Source organism: Rhodococcus sp. NPDC058532, from assembly GCF_042719255.1.
Classification (GTDB): Bacteria; Actinomycetota; Actinomycetes; order Mycobacteriales; family Mycobacteriaceae; genus Rhodococcus_G.
This window is the reverse complement of sequence record NZ_JBHXNU010000017.1, coordinates 27,506-46,570: the sequence shown is the minus strand read 5'-3', so window position 1 is coordinate 46,570 and position 19,065 is coordinate 27,506. Positions and strand designations below refer to the sequence as shown.

The following is a 19,065-nucleotide window of genomic DNA, read 5'->3' as shown; positions in this document are numbered from 1 at the left end:
GTCGAGAGTTTGTTCCCATCGATCCCAAAAAAAAGACCCCCCACTCGGACAGGTTGTTCGTCTCCCCCCCCTTTGTGGTCTCCCCCCCCCCCTGGGGGCACACCCCACCCACGGTTGCTGGTCAGCGCCTGCGCAGGACGAGGACCAGATTGGAGACCAGGAACTCGCGGACCACGGGAACCCTGACCAGCCACCAGGCCCAGCGCGGGTGGTAGCGGGGGAACGCGGCGAGCAACTCGCCGTCCGTGGCCGAGCGGGCCCACCGCAGCCCGTCGGCCGCGCCCACCTCGAACAGCGACACACCGAACCGGTTCTTTGGCTCCTTGCCGTGCTTGCTGGCGTACCGGCGGGCCGCGTACTCCCCGCCGAACGCGTGCCACGGCCCGGTCTCATGCCCGCCGAACGGGCCCCACCACAGCGTGTACGAGAGCACCATCAGCCCGCCCGGCCTGGTGACCCGCAGCATCTCGTCGGCCATCGTCCACGGCTCGGGGACGTGCTCGGCGACGTTCGACGAGAAGCAGATGTCGACCGACGCATCCCGCACCGGCAACGCCATCCCCGACCCGCGCAGCCCACCGTGCGCGGGCAGGCCCGCCGCGTGCATCTCGGACGGATCCGGCTCCACCGGCACGTACGTCGCGCCTGCCGCGCGGAACGCGTCCGCGAAGTAGCCGGGTCCACCTCCGACGTCGAGGACCGTGGTTCCCGCGAGCGACCCGCCGGTCGCGCCCGCGTACAGGTCGCCGATCAGCTCCAGCGAATCGGTGGCGAGGGCGCCGTAGAAGAGGTCCGGATCGGTCTGCTCGTACTTGAAATCCGACAGCAGGCGCACCGATCGGCGCAGGGTGGCCCGGCGGGCGAAGAGGCGGGTCACGGGGAGCGCGGTCACGGGGCGCCAGCCTATCGGCCCCGCCTCGCCTCGCGCGGACCGCACCATCACCGGCTGCCGAGCCGATAAGGTGTGCAACGGCCGCCGCCGCGGCCGACACGCCCGAGGGTCCAGGAGTAGTGCCGTGCGCGAGGTTCTGTTGTTGTGCTGGCGGGACACCGGTCACCCGCAGGGCGGCGGCAGTGAGCGCTACCTCGAGCAGGTCGGCGCCGGGCTCGCCGCCCGCGGCATCACCGTCACCCTGCGCACCGCAGGCTATCCGGGCGCGCCCCGCGAGGAGGTCGTCGACGGCATTCGGATCAGCCGCGGCGGCGGCAGGTTCACCGTGTACCCGCGGGCGCTGGCCGCGATCCTCGCTGGCCGGTTCGGGTTCGGCCCGCTCAAGGGCATCGCCCCGGACGCGGTCATCGACACCCAGAACGGCATCCCGTTCTTCGCGCGCCTGGTCAGCGGCGCGCCGAGCACGGTCCTCGTGCACCATTGCCACCGCGAGCAGTGGCCGGTCGCCGGCCGACTGGTCGGGAAGATCGGCTGGTGGGTCGAGTCCCGGCTGTCCCCGCGACTGCACCGCACGAACCAGTACCTGACGGTGTCGCTGCCGTCCGCCGAGGAACTCCACGCGCTCGGCGTCCACCGGGACCGGGTCGCCGTGGTCCGCAACGGCGTCGACCCCGTGCCCGCGGCAGCCCCGACCGGGGACGCCGCCGCCCGCACCGACCACCCGAGCATTTGCGTGCTGTCGCGGCTGGTGCCGCACAAGCAGATCGAGGACGCGCTCGCCGCGGTCGCGACCCTGCGGGACCGGATCCCCGGCCTGCACCTCGACGTCGTCGGCGGCGGGTGGTGGGAACAGAACCTGCGGGAGAGCGCGGCCGGTCTCGGCATCGCAGACGCCGTCACGTTCCATGGCCACGTGCCCGAGCAGCGCAAGCACGAACTGCTGTCTCGGTCCTGGGTGCACGTGATGCCGTCCCGCAAGGAGGGCTGGGGGCTCGCGGTGATCGAGGCGGCGCAGCACGGCGTCCCGACGGTCGGCTACCGCAGTTCCCGCGGCCTCACCGACTCCATCGTCGACGGGGTCACCGGTGTCGTCGTCGGCGGCGACACGGTCGACGCGGCGGAGGACGTCGCCGCCCTCACCGCCGCCGTTGCGGAGTTGCTCGGGGACGCCGCGCGGCGGGCCGAGCTGGGGGAGAAGGCCCGGGGACGCTCGCGTGAGTTCTCCTGGGCGCAGACCGCGGCCGGGGTGCATCGGGTGCTGGCCGCGTCCGCGGCGGGCGGCTACGTGTCCGGGCTGATCGGGCCGGACGTCCTAGTCGACGCTGGCGCGGCGGGCGCCGAGTACGCACCCGAGGGCGCCGCCCGCTAGCAGCGCCGCCCACACCAGATGCGCGGCGACCAGCACCCGCCGCTGCGTCGCCGATTCCGGCGCGAACGCGACCCAGCCGGGCAGCCGGTACAGCGCCAGGTGGTCGTCGTCGTACACCAACTCCAGGTCGGCAAGCAGGTCGGTGTCGCCGGGGACCCCGGGGGTGTCCTTCTCGACGAGAACCCACCCGACGCCGAGCAGGGCGAGGTCGTCGGGGGTGCCGCCGCCGACGAGGACCAGTTCGATCTCCGCCGCCCGGCCGCCCTCCCCGGTGATCTCGACGAAGCTGGGCCCGGTGAACGTCGGCTCCTGCGGCAGGACGAGCAGCCGGCCGGTCTGCGGGACATCGAGCGGCAGCATCCGCGGCGCCGGATCCAGCACCGGCGCGGGGCCGGAGTACGGAAACCGGCGGAACGTCCCCGCGGGCAGCACCGCGACGTCGCTGGCCGCCCCGTCGAGCAGTGCCGCCACCCGCTGCCACGACGCCGGGTAGTGCACCGGCCGCACTGCGCCCCCGACCCCCAACGCCAGGTCCGGCAGCGCCGCCAGCACCGCGACGATCGCGACCGCGGCGGCCACCCCGGTCCGTGGCCGGTGCGCAGGCCGGTCCGGGGCGAAGACGCGCGCCGCCGTCCGCGCGAGTGCGCCGACCCCGGCGGCCGCGGCCAGCGCGTAGAACGGCACCGCAAGCGCCACCCACTTCTGGGCGTCGCGCAGCAGTCCGTAGCCGGGCACGTGCACGACCGCCCACTCGCCTGCCGCCAGCCCCCACCCGGTCGCGGCGAGCGCGGGCAGCAGCACCGCCGCCGCCGCGAGCGCCGCCACCGCGACCAGCACCGGGTTGCCGCGGCGGCGCACCAACGCGGGCAGCCCACACGCGACGACGGCCAGCAGCATGACGGTGCCGACCAGCGCCCACCCGGTGGCCCGGCTGCCGGGCACCGCCGCCGCGTTCCAGATGCCGCCGAGGCCGGCGAGGCTGCCGAGCGTCGCGAGCCCCGGTTCCGCACGGGCCGCGAACGCCGCGACACCGGCCGGGTCCGCGCCCTGCGCGCCCGCACCGGACAGCACGGTCGCGGTCAGCCACGGCGCCGACGCCGCGACGGCGAGGAGCACCCCGACCAGCACCCGCGGGCCGCGGCGGCTGCGACCCCCCGGCACCGCGAGCAGGACCAGCAGCAGCGTCGCCGCGAGCACCGCACCGGTCGGGGTGAGTCCCGCCGCGGCCAGGGCCAGGGCGGGCGGCGCGACCACCGCGGCGGACCGGAGGCGGGCGGTGCCGCGGATCCGCACCGCCGCCACCACGATCCACGGCAACGCCGCATACCCGGTCAGCAGGCTCCAGTGTCCCTGCAGCAGCCGCTCGGCGACGTACGGGTTCCACAGCGTCACCGTCGACGCGAGCAGCCTGCCGCCGAGCCCGACCGTGGGCAGGGTCGCGGCGACCATCCGCGCCGCACCCCACCCCGCCGCGACCAGCGCGAGCAGCAGGATCGTCTTCACCACCAGCCCGCCGTCCAGCACCGTCGACAGCGCCGCGACCGCCGCGTCCTGCGGCACCGCCCGCGCCGCCGCGTCCGACAGACCCAACGCCGAATCGGTCAGATACGACCGCGGTGTGCTCACCGCGTCCCGCAGCAGCAGGTAGCCGGGGCCGAGCAGGGGACCGAGGATCAGCAGCGCCAACAGCAGGCTGTATCCGGGCTCGGCGACCCGGTGGAGCCACACGGGCCGCGCGATCATGGGGCCACGCTAACGGATGCGATCATGGGCGGATGACACCTCGCCCCGCTGCCGGTTCCGCGGTGGCCGGGATGACGATGGTGACCGCGGGCTCGATGACCGCGAACGCCCTGTCCTACCTGCTCGCGCTGCTGGCCGCTCGGTGGCTCGGGCCCGCCGGCTACGGGGAGTTCGCGGCGCTGACCGCCGCCCAGCTCGTCCTCGCGGTGCCCGCCCTCGCCCTGCAGACCGTCGTCGCGCGGGACACGGTCCTCGGCAGGGACGCGGCGACGCTGCGCAGGCTCGGGATCCGATGCACCGCAATCGTCGCGGTCGTCGCCGCGGCGCTGGTGGTGCCGATCGCCACCGTCCTCGACACCGGCGTCGCCGCGACCGCCGCCGCCCTCCTCACCGCACCGATGCTGGTGCTGCTCGCCGGGGAGCAGGGGCTGCTGCAGGGCACCGGCCGGTTCGGCGTGCTCGCCGCCCTGCTGGCCGTAGCCGGGATCGGGAAGGTCGGTCCCGCGATCGCGGTCCTGCTGCTCGGTGGCGGACCGGGGACCGCGCTGACCGCGTCGGCCGTCGGGACCGGGGCGGTCGCGGTCGGAGCCCGGGTCCTGGCCGGTATCGCCGGGGGCACGGACGACGCGCGGCGGGCGATCGGCGTGATGGCGGTGCTGCGGGCCTCGCAGGTGCAGCTGGCGCTGATCGTGCTGTCGTCCGTGGACGTCCTGCTTGCGCGGGTGGTGCTCGGGGAGGAGCAGGCCGGGCAGTACGCGCTCGGCGCGGTCGCCACCAAGGTGGCGTTCTGGCTGCCCGCCGCCGTCGGGGTGGTGCTGTATCCGAGGATGGCGAGCCCGGAGCACTCGGCGGGCGCGGTCCGGTCCGCGCTCGGGGTGCTGGTCGGGATCGGCGCCGTCACCGTCGCCGGGGCCGCGGTCGCGGCGCCGCTGGTGCCTGCGCTGCTGGGGGAGGCGTACGCGCCCGTGCGTGGACTGCTGTGGGCGTTCGCGCTGAGCGGCGCCTGCCTGGCCGTCCTGCAGGGCGCGCTGCTGTCCGCGATCGCCCGCGAACGTACCGCGCTTGCCGCGGTCGCCTGGCTGGGGCTGGCAGTCGAGGTCGTTGTGGTGCTCACCGCCGTCACCGGCATCGCCCAGCTGATCGCGGTCGCGGCCACCGTCGCCGCCGTCACCGCGGTCGCGGCGAGCCTGCTGGTCCTGCGCGGGGCGGGCCGCCCCGCCGCTCTCGCGGCCCCGCCTGCGCCGTCCTGACGGGCGCCCCCCGGTCTGCGCCCTCGTCACCCCACCGTGCACCTTCCCGAATGGCGGATTCGGTCAGTCAGACCGATCGAATGGCGGATCCGGTCAGTCAGACCGACCGAATGGCGGATTCGGTCAGTTAGACCGATCGAATGGCGCATTCGGGAAGGAGCGGGCGGCGGCCCCCTCCGGGTGACCGCACCCGAGTACTCGAGGACTCGAGGGACGCGAAGGGCCCGCACTCGGGTGAGCGAGTGCGGGCCCTGTGCTGCGTGCGCTACAGGCGGGTGGTCGGCGGATCCTGATCCGGCTTCACCTGCGGGATCTCCATCGTCTCGTCCCCGGAGTAGTCGTGCCGCGGGATCATCTCGGTGTCCGGATCGGAGTAGCCGCCCTGGTAGGTGTCCGGCTCCGGGCCGCGGCCCGACTCCGGGTTGACCGGCGTTCCGCCCGCGACGGCGGGCTTCGCGCCGCCCCGTCCACCGCGGGTGCCCAGGAACAGGCCCGCGGCGAGGGCGATCACGCCGAGAACCGCCGCGACGATCGGCACGGTACGACCGAAGACGGCGAGCTTGTCCTGGCCGTCCTTGGCCTGCTGGACCTGGTACTCGATGGTCTCCTCATCGAACGGCAGCGTCGCCTTGAGGACGGTGACCTCCGGCTTGCCCGCGGTGCGGGAGTAGTACTGGAACAGCTTCTCCTGGCCCTTGACGACGACACCGGTGACCGGGTCGACCCACACGTCGCGCTCGTTCTCGTACCAGCGGGTCATCGTGATGGGGGCGGCGCCACCCTCGACACCCCAGGTGTCGGCGGGCAGGGCGAGCTTGTTCGTCGGGGAGGAGACGACCTTCGACAGGTCGACGGGGCCGACCTTCTGGCTGTAGTGGTACACCTTCATCCCGTTGACCTCGGTCTCCTCGACGAAGTCGATGTCCTGCGTCGTGCGGGAGTTCAGGTCGAAGTACGGGTACGCCTTCTGCTCGGCGTCGAACGGCCACTTGTACTGCAGGCCGGTGTGCTCCACCTCTTCGGCGGGCTTGTTGGCGTCCGTCTGGATGGTGCCGATCGGGTCCTGGATCGGCATGGAGGTGACGCGGTCGAGGGTGACCCGGTCGACGGTGGCGGTCAGCAGGCCGGTGTCGCCCTGCTTGTCGGTGCGACGGAGCGTCTGACCGGCCTGGACCGTGATCCGGTCGGCGTCGGACGGATCGACGACCGTGACGTAGCGCTGCGCGACGAGCGGGACATTCGTGTCGACCACGGCGCGGCCGGAGGTCAGCGACTTGGCGTCGAGGACGTCGCCGTTACCCGCGGCGATCGTGGTGACCTCCAGGTCGAGCGGGGTCTTCTTCAGCTTGCCGACGGTGTAGGTCGGGATCAGCAGGGCGGCTGCCAGTAGGAATGCGCCGAGCCCCACCAGAATGCAGGCGAGTGTCCTGCTCGGCCCTGAGCGTTCCGCCATACCGAATCTCCTTCGTCTCCTGCTGGGCCCGTTCCCGAGCCACCCCTGGATGCGGTGACTGGCGCCGCATCGATCGCAGAGTGCCCGAATCGTGACACCCAGTGAGCCCAGACAGTAACAGTGTCACGGCCCCGATTGCGCTGGCACGCCAGATTTCGAGCGCCGTACGAAACTCGTCGGTACGGCCTATCCGCCGGTCGCCGGGCACACTGGACGCGAAATGGATACCACCACACGCGCCGCAGTTCCCGCCCTCCCGGACGCCCCGCACCGGGCGACCCGAGGCTTCGTTCCCGCACTCGAGGGCATGCGCGGACTCGCCGCGCTCGGCGTGTTGGTCACCCACGTCGCCTTCCAAACCGCCGCGACGGACCTCCCCGTCCTTGGCCGGGTGTTGGGCCGGTTCGACCTCGCGGTTGCCGTCTTCTTCGCGCTGTCCGGTTTCCTGTTGTGGCGCCCCCATGCCGCCGCGGCGCGCGGTCTCGGCGACCGGCCAGGAACCGGCCGGTACTTCCTGCACCGCGCGGTCCGGATCCTGCCCGCCTACTGGGTGGTGGTCGTGGTGGTCCTGATCTTCCTGCCTGCGGCGGGCGGCGGGTGGAAGGTCTGGGCGGCGAACCTGGGGTTGGTGCAGGTGTTCGTGCCGCTGACCCTGACCGACGGCCTGACCCAGATGTGGAGTCTTTCGGTGGAGGTGGCGTTCTACGCGCTGCTGCCGCTGCTGGCGTTCGCGCTGGTCCGGTTGCGGGGTGCGGCGGCGCGATGGCGGATCCCCGTTCTGCTCGCCGCGTCCGCCGTCAGCCTGGGGTGGTCGTTCCTGCCCGTCCCCACTCCCGACGGCATCCACGCCGACAACTGGCTGCCCGGATACCTGCCGTGGTTCGGCGCGGGCATGCTGCTCGCGGAACTGGTGATGCTGCCGGACGGTCCGGTGCACCGGTTCCTCCGCCGCCGCGGGGTGATGATGGGAATCGCGGTCGTCGCGTTCGCGCTCTCGTGCACCGACCTCGCCGGGCCCGAGGGCCTCGTGCGTGCCGAGCCGTGGCAGTACGCGGTCAAGACCGTCCTCGGCGCGACCCTGGCGTTCGCGCTGCTCGCCCCGTTGGTGGTGGACGACGGCACCCGGCATCGCCTGCTCGCGGGACCCGCCGCGCTGGCGGTCGGACGGTGGTCGTACGGCGTGTTCATCTGGCACCTGCTGGTGCTGTCGATCGTGTTCCCGGTGTTCGGCATCCTGCCGTTCGCGGGCAACTTCGTGTTCGTGCTGGCGGTGACCGTGGTGCTGAGCCTGGCGGTGGCGTCGGCGAGCTACGCGCTGATCGAGGAACCGGCCCGCCGGGCCCTTGCCCGGTGGGAGAGCGCGCGCCGCGCGCGGGCCGAGAGCGGCACCGCCGACCACCCCACCGCGATCACCCCGAGCAACGCCGCCAGCTGAACCAGCCAGGCATGCCCGACGTAGCCGTCGGGGAACCGCCACGGGCCGGTCGAGAGCAGCGCCGCGCCGGTGGCGGCGCCGATCCCGGCGACCGCAACGAGCACGCGGGTCGCGGCGATCCGTCCCCGGGACCGGCCGACCGCGGCGGCGGCGGCGGCGAGCGCGATGGCAACCACCGCGCCCACCCACCCGGCGAGCACGGTCGCGGTGGCCAACACCCCGACCGTTGCCGCGGCGGTGCCGTGCCAGGTGCGCGGCGCCGGGCCGGGGTCCCCGGGGCGTCGGCGCGGCCAGAACGCCAGGCCGAACAGCGGAATCAGTGCGAGCAGCCCGGCGGCGATGCCGAGCCGGTACCAGCGGTCGGTGGGGAAGGCGAGGGTGACGGTGCCGTCGGTGCCCGCCGGGATGATCCAGCCCTGCTGCCACCCGTCCACCGTGACCGGGGTCAGGGTGCTGCCGTCCGGGGCGGTGGCGACCCAGCCGGTGTTCTCCGACTCCGGGTTCACCAGCAGGCGATCGGTGTCGGACGCCTCGACCGTCAGCTCGCGATGGTTCGCGGTCCACGCGCTGGTCGGCGCCGGGTCGATCCGCTGCGGAGCCGAGTCGGGGGCGGCGGCGTCGAGGCGCAGACCGTCGACGGTGAACGCCGGCCCGGGCGCCACCACGACGGACGGTGCGCCGGCGGGCAGCGGGACCGGGAGGGTCGTGTCGACCGGGCCGAACGGGCCGTCGACGGCGCACACCGTCGCGGGAACCGGTGCGCCGGAACGTAACTGCAGCGCGGTTGCGGTGATCGAGGTGTGCAGTACGGTGCCCGCGAAGGAGACGACGGGGCCGTCCCCGCAGCCGAGGGTGACGGTGCGGTCGCCGGGCGGTACGGCGGCGATCCCGGTTCCCGGGACGGTCGTCGTCTCGCCGCCCGCGTCGGTGGTGAGCACACCGATCTCGGCGAAACCCGGGGGTTTCGGCTGCGCGAACCCGAGCGGGGTTTGGTCGAGGACATCGTCCCAGTCGACGATGCTGACCACGATCCGGTCGGTGACGGTGGGGGTCAAGGAGATTCGGTCCCCGTCGGTCAGGTCCCGCACCTGCGGTCCGGCGCCGAGATCGACGGCGACCCTGGTCGCGGCGGCGGGCAGTGGGCCGGTGCTCGGCGTCAGCTCGAGGCCGGTGACCCGCGCCGGCGCCGGAAGTGTCAGCGTGACGGTCGGTTTCGGCCCCTTGCCGGTGAGCCCGTCACGGGACGCGGTCCAACTGGTTTGCGGGTCGCCGTCGACGGCCGCCGCCGCGGACCCGCGCACGTCGGCGACCGCGGCGTCTCCGCTCGCGCGGGGGCGGGCCGGGTCGGCGAGCAGCGCCTCCAGCTCGGGGCCCTGCCGGGACCGCACCAGCAGTCGCGGCGTCACCGCGGTGTCGGCGGGCACGGACAGGGTGCGTTCGAAGGCGCCGGGTTCCTCCGGTTGCAGGCCGAGCCCGGCGTGGCAGCGCACCCGGTCCGGTGCCTCGACGCAGGCGGTGCGGCCGGGGAGTTCCTGGCCGAGATCCCATCCGGTGACGGTGGCACCGGCGGGCGTCGGCGGCAGCACCGTCAGGTGTCGGATCGGCACCGGGGCCGGGTGGTCCCGGTCGGTGAAGTCCTCGACCGACAGCTCGCTGATGCCGAACTGGGTTCCGACGGACCCATCCTCGGTGTGGGTGGCGGTGATCTTCACCCAGTCGGTGCGGCCAGGCGGCAGCGAGACGGCGATCGGCTCGCCCGGTTCGGAGACCCGGATGGCGGTGCTGCCGTTCGCGGTCGTGACCTCCAGCTGTTTCACCGGGACGCCCAGCGCGGCCGCGCTGGTGCGCAGGTGCAGTAGCCCGCTGGTGACCGGGGTGTCGAAGTCCAGTCGAAGCCACTGCCCCAGCGCGCTTTCCAAGCCGTTGCTGAACCAGCCGGTCGCCCGGTCGCCGTCGACGACGGCGGCCGGACCGCTGCCCGGTGCGGTCCCACCCAGCTGGGTGGCGTCGGCAGCGGAACTCGACACCGTGATCCGGGCGCCCTCCCACCGTCCGGTGACCAGGTCGGTGCCCTCGACCGGGTAGTCCGGCACCAGATTGTGGGTGCGCCGGGGGTCGTCGGGGCTGCGCAGCGCGGAACTGTGGTTGTCGACCTGACCGAAGTCCGTCTCCCGGTCGGTGGGGGTGTCGGTGACCGTCACCGCGTCGACCGGCAGCCCCGCCCGCGCGGCGTCCGCCGCGAGCAGCACCGGCCCCGCTCGCACGCCGTCGCCGTCGCCGTCCTGCGCGCGCCGGGCCGCGAGCCGCTGCAGCGACTCCGGCCCGCCCTGCACCAGCGGGACCCCGCCCAGGTCGACGCTGTACGGGCCTGCGGGGGCGGCGTCCGGGGCGTCGACGCGGTAGATCTCGATCGCCGGGTACCTCGGTCGCAGGTCGCCGTCGGTGACGAAGCCGTCTACCTCTCCGGGGCCGACGTCCTCGCCGAACTCGGCGACCCGGGTCAGGCCGGGGGATCCCTCGACCGCCCGGTGCACCAACAGCGGGCGGGTGGAGCGGGACGTCTCCGGGTCGAGGTCGTTGCGGACCACGACGAACCCGATGCCCTGTCCGCGCAGGGTCGCGGCCAACCCGGCGGAGGGGCTGCCGTCGGCGATCAGCCGCTGCACGGAGTCGAGGGCGCGGATCGCGCCCGGCGGCACCAGCGGCACCGCGTCCCTGGACGCCCACGGCGTCGTCGCGAGCGCCTGCAGCGGCTCGTCTCGGGTCAGGCCCCACACCTGCGCGGCGAACGGGGCGCCGGGCACCACCAGCGCGCGGGCGGCGTCGGAACCGTCGGGGGAGGAGCCTGCGGCGTGCTCGCCGAGCCAGTCGGCGGCCTCATGCCAGTACCCGGGCACCTCGTCGTACGCGCCGCGGGGGGCGAGCTTCCCGGTCCAGGCGAGGGAGGTGGCGAGGGTGAGCGCGACCAGGATCAGGCTGGTCAGTGCCACCATCGGTTCGCGTTCGGGATGGGCGAACGCGCTGCGCCAGCGCCGGGCCGGGACCGAGCCGGGCAGCGGCACCTTCGCGAGCAGGTGCGCGAGACCGAGCACCAGCGGCAGACGGACCAGCGGTTCGAGCTTGTGCACGTTGCGCAGCGGCGCGCCGCCGGAGTCGAGGAAGGTGCGAACCGTCTCGGCGATCGGCGACCCGAGTTCGCCGACATAGCCCGCGCCGAGACCGGCGAGGCCGACGAACAGGATCAGCGTCAGCCTGCCCTTCGCGGGCATCGACCGCATGGCAAGGCCCGCCAGCCCGGCGGCGGCGAGCGCCCCCGTCGCGACGACCGCGGCGGGCTGGGTGACCAGGACGGCGCCCGCGATCCGTTCCGGGGAGACGAACGGCGTCCAGCTGTCGGTGCCGCGGAGCACCTCGGTGAGGCTGGTCCACTGCGTCGTGACGCCGGAGGATTCGATGTAGTCGAGGAACGGTGGGCTGACCCTGCCGAGCAGCAGTAGCGGCACGATCCACCAGATCGTCGCGAGCAGGCACAGCGGCAGCCACCATGCGGTGAACACCCACCAGCGACGGTTCGGGCGGTGCGCGACCCACCACAGCGCCGCGACCAGGCACGCCGCCCCCGTCGCGACCGCGTTCACCGCGCCCATCAGCGCGACCGCCACCGCCGACCGCGCCGCCAGCAGAGGCAGCTGCGCAGCCCGTGAGTCCTTCTGGTCCCCATGCGGGCCGAAAGGACTCACAGGGCCGAGGGCCAGGACCACCGGGAGCAGCACCCACGGCGCGAGCATCATCGGCAGCGTCTCGGAGGAGATCGAGCCGAGGGTGGTCAGGACGCGGGGCGAGAGCGCGAACGCGACCGCGGCGATGATCCGGGAACTGCGGGATCCGATGCCGAGCGCCTCGGCGAGCCGGACGATGCCCCAGAAACCGGCGATCAGCAGCAGCGCCCACCAGATCCGCTGGGTGATCCACGGCGGAATGTGCAGCACATGTCCGACACCGAAGAAGGCGCCGTGCGGGAAGAAGTAGCCGTAGGCCTGGTTCTGCACCTGGCCGAGCGGCGCCAGCGACGACCACTGATGCGAGGCGCGCTCCAGGAAGCCGAGCGGATTCTGCGTCAGGTCGTACTTGGTGTCCGCGACCACGCGGCCCGGCGCCTGCGCGAACGCGAGAAGAAACGCGACGACCGAGGCGCCGACCAGCCACCGCCTGCTCAGCGGTGCGGTGTTCGGCGTCTCGGTGATCGCGGCGTGGCTGTTCGTGACCGGCAGGCGACCGTGCCGCCCATCCGTGGTGCTGCTGTTAACGGCTGCCGTACTCCACCTGGTTCAGCAGCGACGAGTTCGCGTTCCCGGTCCGGTCCACGTCCGGACGGGTGTTGTCCGAGGCGGCTGCGGTGACGCCGAAGACCGTGGCGAGTCCGAGGACCGCGCCGATCACTGCACTTGCCACACCGGGGACAAGGAACTTCATCTCGGATCTCCCAATTGCTGCCTGATGGAAACGTTCGCGCCAAGGTATCACCCACCCGGTCCGTTTCGGGGTGGCAGGCGTGATCAGATCGCTACTTGCCGGGCGGAACGACCAGGACCGGTCGGTGGCTGTGCCGCAGGACGTGGTCGGCGACCGAGGATTGCAGCAGCGACTTCAGGCCGGTGGTGCCGCGGGTGCCGGTCACGATGATGTCGGCGTCGAGTTCGTCGGCCGCCTCGACGATGGTGGTCCACACGGTGCTGACGCATTCGATCGTGCGTCCCTCCGCGTTCAGTCCGGCGTCGCGGGCCAGGTCGAGCCCCTCGGCGTTGACGGTCTTGGCGTCGGTGAGGGCGATGTCCTCGGTGTCCTCGTCGGGCACCCATTCGGGTTGCATGACCCCGGACAGGCCGGACATGCGGGCGGCCTGCCGCACCATCGGCTCCCAGGCGGTGATCACGATCGCACGGCCGGCGCTGAGGAATCGGCCAGCGTATTCGATTGCGCGCCTGGAATTCTCGGTTCCGTCGTACGCGATCAGCATCAGGTCGGCGGGCATCGAGACCTCCTCGGGTCGGGAGCGATCCTGTCTCCGAGGCTACCCGCTGCCCGCGGCCACGGGTGGCTCTGCCGTCGACCGGCGTCCGGAGCGGTGACGTCGCTAGGCTCGAGGACATGACCCGCACCCGCTCGGCCCGTGTCCTGCCCCTGCTGCTCGGCCTGGGCTTGGTTGCCGGATGTGGGGGCGCTGGGACGGAGTCCGTCCCGACCGCGTCGCCGTCGTCCTCGGCGCCGCCGCCGATCGACGAGGTCACCGGTGCCCGCGATCAGACGCAGCCCGCCCCGTGCGGTGCGGACTTCCTCGCCGGGCTCACCCCGCGGCAGCGCCTCGCGCAGTTGCTCAATGTCGGCGTGACGGGGACCGCGGACGCCGTCGCGGTGGTCCGGGACGAGCAGGTCGGCGGCATCTTCGTCGGCAGCTGGACCGACGAGTCGATGCTGGCGTCCGGACAGGTGCCGCAGGTGCAGGCCGTCGCGAAGGTGCCGGTGATGGTGAGCATCGACGAGGAGGGGGGCCGGGTGTCGCGGGTTGCGGATCTGCTCGGCGCGGACCCGGCGGCGCGGACCGTGGCGCAGACGATGACGCCGGAGCAGACGTATCAGATGGCGCTCGAGCGCGGTCGCGGCCTGCACGACCTCGGCATCACGGTCGACTTCGCGCCGGTGGTGGACGTGAGCGATCAGCCAGCGGACACGGTGATCGGGGACCGCTCGTTCTCGGACGACCCGCAGGTGGTGACGCAGTACGCCGGGGAATATGCGCGCGGACTGCGCGACGCCGGGGTGCTGCCGGTGATCAAGCACTTCCCGGGGCACGGGTCGGGGTCGGGCGACTCGCACACCGGTGCGGTGACCACGCCGCCGCTCGATCAGCTGCAGTCCATCGACCTGGTGCCATACCGGACCCTGGTGACCACCGGGGTCGGGGTGATGGTCGGCCATCTGGACGTGCCCGGGCTGACCGAGCCGGGAGTTCCGGCGAGCATCAGCCCGGCGGCGATGTCGCTGCTGCGCACCGGGACCGGGTACGACGCCCCGCCGTTCGACGGCCCGATCTTCACCGACGACCTGTCGGGGATGCGGGCGATCACCGATCGGATGGACATCGCGCACGCGGTGTCCACCGCGCTGGAGGCGGGCGCCGATGTTGCGTTGTGGTTGACGACGGCCGAGGTCCCGCAGGTGCTCGACCACCTGGAGTCGGAGGTGGCGGCGGGCCAGCTGCCGCAGTCGCAGGTGGACGCGTCGGTGCTGCGGGTGGCGACCGCGAAGGGTGTCGTGCGCTGCTGACGCCGGGGTGGTGTGCCCGGCCGCCGGTGTGTCGGGGCAGAATATCGGGGACCACACCCATTCTTACTCTAGAGTAAGATCGACGCTGGGGTCCGACCGCGGTCGGACCGCGGACTCTGGAGGAACGATGGCCGGCGGTACGAAACGACTCCCACGCGCGGTGCGTGAGCAGCAGATGCTCGATGCGGCGGTGGAGGTGTTCTCCGCCAAGGGTTTCCACGACACGTCGATGGACTCGATCGCGTCGGCTGCCGAGATCTCCAAGCCAATGCTCTACCTGTACTACGGGTCGAAGGACGAACTGTTCACCGCGTGCATCGCCCGCGAGGGGCAGCGGTTCGTCGAGGCCATCACCCCGGCCGCGGACCCGACACTGACGCCGCGGGAACAGTTGCGGGCCGCGCTGCTCGGGTTCCTCGGCTTCGTCGACAGTCACCGGTCATCGTGGATGGTGCTGTACCGGCAGTCGATGGGTGAGCAGGCGTTCGCGACCCAGGTGCGGACCAGCCGGGACCGGCTGATCGAGCTCACCGCGAAGCTGCTCGAGTCCAGCACCAAGGACCCCGAGCCGGACACCGACTTCGGCATCATGGCCGTCGCCCTTGTCGGTGCGGGCGAGGCGGTCGCGGATCGGGTCGCTGGCGGCGAGATCGCCGTCGAGAAGGCCGCCGATCTGCTCGAGAACCTCGCCTGGCGCGGCCTGGCCGGAAAGAAGCGCTGACGCGCCCGTGAGTCCTTTTGGTCCCAGGAGGGGCCAGAAGGACTCACAGGCGCGGAGTCGCCTACCGCAGGGTCGCGGTCAGGTGCGGGTAGCCCTTCTTCGGGTGCCGCAGGGCCAGGTCCCAGCCGCTGCTGCCCGGGCCGCTCCCGGTCACCTCGTCGGCGTAGACGTTGACCGTCGCTGGCAGGACCACCGGCTTGCCGAACCGGACCCGGTAGGTGACCGCGTCGGGGATCCGACCCTCGACCGCGCCGAGGATCGCCGCGGCGCTCCACATGCCGTGCGCGATGGTCCGCGGGAACCCGAAGGCCTTGGCGCCCAACGACGAGACGTGAATCGGGTTGCGGTCGCCGGACACCGCGGCGTACCGGCTGATCGCCCTCTGGTCGACGCGCAGGGTTCGCATCGGCGCGGGCGGGACCTCGTCCGCGTGCGCGGACCGCGGTTCCGTCGGCGCGTCGGTCGGATGCATCCGCAGGAAGGTGCTGACCTGACGCCACACCAGTTCCCGGCCCACGCTGATCTCGCTGACGAGGTCCACCTGGGTGCCCTTCGGGTGCGGGCGCAGGTTCTCCGCATGCACCGCGATGTCGAGTGGTTCGCTCACCGAGGTCGGCCGGTACCGCTCGATCACGTTCTCGACATGAACGGAACCGATTGCCGGGAAGGGGAATTCCGCTCCGACCATCAGTTTCATCACGGTCGGGAAGACAAGCGTGAACGGGTACGTCAGCGGCAGGGTGTCGCCGAACCGCAGCCCGCATACGCGGGCGTAGGCGGCCAGGTTGCCGGTGTCGACCCGCTGACCGCGCAGGGCAAGCGTCTCGGCCGGCAGGCGGGTGCCGACGCCCGCCTTGCCGACCACCGGCAGCGCGCCGAGCGCTGCCCTGGCGTAGACGTCGAGGGTGCTTGGCGGGTGGGTGAGTTCGACGGTGCGCCCGGACATCACGCCCCCAGCAGGGACTGGCCGCAGACGCGGACGACCTGACCGGTAACGGCGTTCGATGCGGGGCTGGCGAAGTACGCGACCGTCTCGGCGACGTCGACGGTCTGGCCGCCCTGCAGCAGCGACGACATCCGGCGGCCCGCCTCGCGGGTGGCGAACGGGATCGCCGCGGTCATCGCGGTCTCGATGAATCCGGGGGCGACGGCGTTGATCGTGATGTTCTTCTCCGCCAGCACCGGTGCGGTGGCCTGCACCAGGCCGATGACGCCGGCCTTGGAGGTGCCGTAGTTGGTCTGGCCACGGTTGCCCGCGATGCCTGCGATCGAGGACACGTCGACCACCCGGCCGCCCTCCTTGAGTGCCCCCTTGGCGACGAGGTGGTCGGTGATCTTCTGCGGCGCAAGCAGGTTCACCCCGATGACCATGTCCCACCGGGACTCGTCCATGTTGGCGAGGGTCTTGTCGCGGGTGATGCCCGCGTTGTGCACGATGATGTCCGCGCCGCCGTGCCGCTCGAGCAGGTGGGTGGCGAGCTTGTCGGCGGCGTCATCGGCGGTGACGTCGAGCGCAAGGGCGGTGCCGCCCACCGTGTTCGCGGTGTCGGACAGTGCCTGACCGGCGGCGGGGATGTCCGCGCACACGACGTGCGCACCGTCGCGGGCGAGCACCTCGGCGATCGTCGCCCCGATGCCGCGGGCGGCGCCGGTCACCACGGCGACCTTGCCGTCGAGCGGCTTGTCCCACGATTGCGGCGCGGCGGAGTCGGCCGAGCCGACCCGGATCACCTGGCCGGACACGAACGCGGACTTGGCCGACAGCAGGAAACGCAGCGTGGACTCGACACCGGACAGCCCGGTCGACGCCTTCGGGGAGACATAGACGAGCTGGGCGGTTGCGCCGCGCTTGATCTCCTTGCCGACGCTGCGGGTGAAGCCTTCCAGGGCCCGCTGCGCGATGTGTTCGTCCACGCCAGCGGTCTCCTCGGGGGTGGTGCCGAGGACGACGACGCGAGCGGACGGGGCCAGGTTCCGGATCACCGGCTGGTAGAACTCGAACAGCTGCACGAGCTCCGTGACCTGGGAGATCCCGGTGGCGTCGAAGACGAGGGCGCCGTAGCGGTCATCGTGCGGCTGCGCGGCCGGGTAGTCGGCGAGCAAGGCGCGGAGCGGCTCGACGAGCCTACCCTGACCGCCGATCAGAACCGGGCCTGCGAGCGCGGGTTCGCCCGCCGTGTAGCGGCGCAGGTTCTCCGGCTGCGGCAGGCCTGCCTGCTTGGCGATGAATGCGCCCGGTGCGGAGGAGAGGAACTGGGAGTAGAGGTCGGGAGCGCCCTTGCTGGATGCCACGGGTCCACCTTCGTGTCGAAATTCGTGCACCCGGGCACCGGGTGCGGTGTCGACAACGAACTTACTCTGAAGTAAGTTTGGTGTCGAGGCGCAGCCTCGACCGCCGGAGACCGAAGTCCAGATGGAGACACCGTGACCACCAGAGCGCGCACCACCAAGAAGCCGGCCGCCCCGAAGGCCGGCGGCCGTCAGCAGCGGCCCGTCGCCATCGTCGGCGGCAACCGTATCCCGTTCGCGCGGTCGGACAAGGCGTACGCGCAGGCGTCCAACCAGGACATGTTCACCGCCACCCTGAACGGCCTGGTCAGTCGGTTCAACCTGCAGGGCGAGCAGCTCGGCATGGTCGTCGGCGGCGCCGTGCTCAAGCACAGCCGCGACTTCAACCTGATCCGCGAGTCCGTGCTCGGCAGCGCGCTGAGCCCCTACACGCCGGCCTACGACCTGCAGCAGGCCTGCGGCACCGGCCTGCAGTCGGTCGTCGCCGTGGGTGACGCCATCGCGGCAGGCCGGATCGACGCGGGCATCGGCGGCGGCACCGACACCACCTCCGACGCCCCGATCGGCGTGAACAACGAGCTGCGCGAGTTCCTGCTCTCCGTGAACCGCGCCCGGACCACCGCGGACCGGGTCAAGCTGCTCGGCAACGTCCGGCCGTCGATGATCGGCATCGAGATCCCCCGCAACGGCGAGCCGCGCACCGGGCTGTCGATGGGTGACCATGCCGCGATCACGGCTAAGGAGTTCGGGGTCCGCCGCGAGGACCAGGACGAGCTGGCGGCCGCCAGCCACCGGAACATGGCCGCCGCCTACGACCGCGGCTTCTTCGACGACCTCGTCACCCCCTTCCTCGGCCTGACTCGCGATGACAACCTGCGCCCGGGGTCCACGGTGGAGAAGCTGGCCACGCTCAAGCCGGTGTTCGGCACCAAGCTCGGTGACGCGACGATGACGGCGGGCAACTCCACCCCGCTGACCGACGGCGCGTCGGCGGTGCTGCTGTCCACCGACGAGTGGGCCGCGCAGCGCAACCTGCCGGTGCTCGCCCATCTGGTCGACTCGGAGACGGCGGCCGTCGACTACGTGCACGGGCCGGACGGGCTGCTGATGGCGCCGACCTACGCGGTGCCGCGACTGCTCGCGCGCAACGGCCTCACCCTGCAGGACTTCGACTACTACGAGATTCACGAGGCCTTCGCGTCCGTGGTTCTCGCGACGCTGCAGGCGTGGGAGTCGGACGAGTACTGCAAGGACCGCCTCGGTCTCGACGGGGCGCTCGGCAAGATCGACCGCAGCAAGCTCAACGTCAACGGATCCTCGCTGGCGGCCGGTCACCCGTTCGCCGCGACGGGCGGGCGGATCGTGGCCTCGTTGGCGAAGATGCTCGCGGAGAAGGGGTCGGGGCGCGGCCTGATCTCCATCTGCGCGGCGGGCGGTCAGGGCGTCACCGCGATCATCGAGCGGTAGCAGACCCGTCCCGCGACAGAAGCGGGGGGGGGGGAACCGGGGGACGACGCTCGCTGTTTGGTTTCTCCTTTTTGTTTCTCCCCACATCCCCACCACACACCCCTCCCCCCCCCGCCCCCCCC

The 19,065-nt window shown here is 72.5% G+C and carries 13 protein-coding genes and 1 pseudogene; 6 read left to right on the top strand and 8 right to left on the bottom strand.

Annotation, left to right across the window (positions count from 1 at the left end):
- Positions 1-121 precede the first annotated feature (121 nt).
- Positions 122-877 carry a class I SAM-dependent methyltransferase gene (locus tag ACFWQG_RS18675; RefSeq protein WP_378509183.1) on the bottom strand — a complete coding sequence of 252 codons (756 nt, stop codon included), beginning with the start codon at positions 875-877 and terminating at the stop codon, positions 122-124.
- A gap of 139 nt (positions 878-1,016) precedes the next feature.
- Between ACFWQG_RS18675 and ACFWQG_RS18670 the strand changes: the two genes are divergently transcribed.
- Positions 1,017-2,261, top strand: a complete 1,245-nt coding sequence (locus ACFWQG_RS18670) for a glycosyltransferase family 4 protein (protein WP_378509132.1) — start codon at positions 1,017-1,019, stop codon at positions 2,259-2,261.
- Here ACFWQG_RS18670 and ACFWQG_RS18665 read toward each other — a convergent pair.
- Entirely contained in the window at positions 2,205-4,004 is a 1,800-nt protein-coding gene (locus ACFWQG_RS18665) for a hypothetical protein (protein WP_378509131.1), read from the bottom strand. The two genes, ACFWQG_RS18670 and ACFWQG_RS18665, sit on opposite strands and share 57 nt — an antisense overlap.
- Before the next feature lie 32 nt (positions 4,005-4,036).
- On the opposite strand from ACFWQG_RS18665, the gene ACFWQG_RS18660 reads away from it, so the two are divergent.
- The gene (locus tag ACFWQG_RS18660) at positions 4,037-5,254 is read left to right on the top strand and encodes a polysaccharide biosynthesis protein (protein ID WP_378509130.1); all 1,218 of its coding nucleotides are present in this window, start codon (positions 4,037-4,039) and stop codon (positions 5,252-5,254) included.
- Positions 5,255-5,519: 265 nt separating this feature from the next.
- On the opposite strand, the gene ACFWQG_RS18655 is transcribed toward ACFWQG_RS18660, so the two are convergent.
- Complete coding sequence (locus ACFWQG_RS18655; RefSeq protein ID WP_378509129.1) at positions 5,520-6,707, bottom strand: DUF3068 domain-containing protein; 1,188 nt, start codon at positions 6,705-6,707, stop codon at positions 5,520-5,522.
- Between the two features lie 220 nt (positions 6,708-6,927).
- On the opposite strand from ACFWQG_RS18655, the pseudogene ACFWQG_RS18650 reads away from it, so the two are divergent.
- Positions 6,928-7,944, top strand: a pseudogene (locus tag ACFWQG_RS18650) (acyltransferase family protein); the annotation flags it as partial.
- Between the two features lie 71 nt (positions 7,945-8,015).
- Here the strand turns inward: ACFWQG_RS18650 and ACFWQG_RS18645 are convergent.
- The 3 genes from ACFWQG_RS18645 to ACFWQG_RS18635 all read right to left on the bottom strand — a co-directional run bounded on the left by ACFWQG_RS18645 (position 8,016) and on the right by ACFWQG_RS18635 (position 13,174).
- Complete coding sequence (locus ACFWQG_RS18645; RefSeq protein WP_378509182.1) at positions 8,016-12,413, bottom strand: alpha-(1->3)-arabinofuranosyltransferase family protein; 4,398 nt, start codon at positions 12,411-12,413, stop codon at positions 8,016-8,018.
- 31 nt (positions 12,414-12,444) lie between these two features.
- Complete coding sequence (locus tag ACFWQG_RS18640; protein ID WP_378509128.1) at positions 12,445-12,615, bottom strand: DUF2613 domain-containing protein; 171 nt, start codon at positions 12,613-12,615, stop codon at positions 12,445-12,447.
- A 91-nt stretch (positions 12,616-12,706) separates the two neighbouring features.
- A complete protein-coding gene (locus ACFWQG_RS18635; protein WP_378509127.1) occupies positions 12,707-13,174 on the bottom strand; it encodes a universal stress protein in 468 nt (155 codons plus the stop codon).
- A gap of 116 nt (positions 13,175-13,290) precedes the next feature.
- Here ACFWQG_RS18635 and ACFWQG_RS18630 point away from each other — a divergent pair, with 116 nt between their 5' ends.
- Together ACFWQG_RS18630 and ACFWQG_RS18625 are read left to right on the top strand one after the other, a co-directional pair.
- Positions 13,291-14,466: a glycoside hydrolase family 3 N-terminal domain-containing protein gene (locus tag ACFWQG_RS18630; RefSeq protein WP_378509126.1), complete on the top strand. Its 1,176-nt coding sequence runs from the start codon at positions 13,291-13,293 to the stop codon at positions 14,464-14,466.
- A 127-nt stretch (positions 14,467-14,593) separates the two neighbouring features.
- Positions 14,594-15,187, top strand: a complete 594-nt coding sequence (locus tag ACFWQG_RS18625; protein WP_378509125.1) for a TetR/AcrR family transcriptional regulator — start codon at positions 14,594-14,596, stop codon at positions 15,185-15,187.
- A 61-nt stretch (positions 15,188-15,248) separates the two neighbouring features.
- Here ACFWQG_RS18625 and ACFWQG_RS18620 read toward each other — a convergent pair whose 3' ends face one another.
- Together ACFWQG_RS18620 and ACFWQG_RS18615 are read right to left on the bottom strand one after the other, a co-directional pair.
- On the bottom strand, positions 15,249-16,133 hold the full coding sequence (locus tag ACFWQG_RS18620; protein WP_378509124.1) for a MaoC/PaaZ C-terminal domain-containing protein: 885 nt from the start codon (positions 16,131-16,133) through the stop codon (positions 15,249-15,251).
- A complete protein-coding gene (locus ACFWQG_RS18615) occupies positions 16,133-17,479 on the bottom strand; it encodes a 3-oxoacyl-ACP reductase (RefSeq protein ID WP_378509123.1) in 1,347 nt (448 codons plus the stop codon). Before ACFWQG_RS18615 ends, ACFWQG_RS18620 begins: the two co-directional genes overlap by 1 nt.
- Before the next feature lie 132 nt (positions 17,480-17,611).
- Here ACFWQG_RS18615 and ACFWQG_RS18610 point away from each other — a divergent pair, with 132 nt between their 5' ends.
- Complete coding sequence (locus ACFWQG_RS18610; protein WP_378509122.1) at positions 17,612-18,943, top strand: acetyl-CoA C-acetyltransferase; 1,332 nt, start codon at positions 17,612-17,614, stop codon at positions 18,941-18,943.
- The last annotated feature ends 122 nt before the right edge of the window (positions 18,944-19,065 follow it).

What these genes read in the sequence shown, in the direction of transcription:
- ACFWQG_RS18665 (WP_378509131.1), bottom strand. Translation starts at nt 4,004, where the DNA reads ATGATCGCGCGGCCCGTGTGGCTCCACCGGGTCGCCGAGCCCGGATAC.
- ACFWQG_RS18660 (WP_378509130.1), top strand. Translation starts at nt 4,037, where the DNA reads ATGACACCTCGCCCCGCTGCCGGTTCCGCGGTGGCCGGGATGACGATG.
- ACFWQG_RS18655 (WP_378509129.1), bottom strand. Translation starts at nt 6,707, where the DNA reads ATGGCGGAACGCTCAGGGCCGAGCAGGACACTCGCCTGCATTCTGGTG.
- ACFWQG_RS18640 (WP_378509128.1), bottom strand. Translation starts at nt 12,615, where the DNA reads ATGAAGTTCCTTGTCCCCGGTGTGGCAAGTGCAGTGATCGGCGCGGTC.
- ACFWQG_RS18635 (WP_378509127.1), bottom strand. Translation starts at nt 13,174, where the DNA reads ATGCCCGCCGACCTGATGCTGATCGCGTACGACGGAACCGAGAATTCC.
- ACFWQG_RS18630 (WP_378509126.1), top strand. Translation starts at nt 13,291, where the DNA reads ATGACCCGCACCCGCTCGGCCCGTGTCCTGCCCCTGCTGCTCGGCCTG.
- ACFWQG_RS18625 (WP_378509125.1), top strand. Translation starts at nt 14,594, where the DNA reads ATGGCCGGCGGTACGAAACGACTCCCACGCGCGGTGCGTGAGCAGCAG.
- ACFWQG_RS18620 (WP_378509124.1), bottom strand. Translation starts at nt 16,133, where the DNA reads ATGTCCGGGCGCACCGTCGAACTCACCCACCCGCCAAGCACCCTCGAC.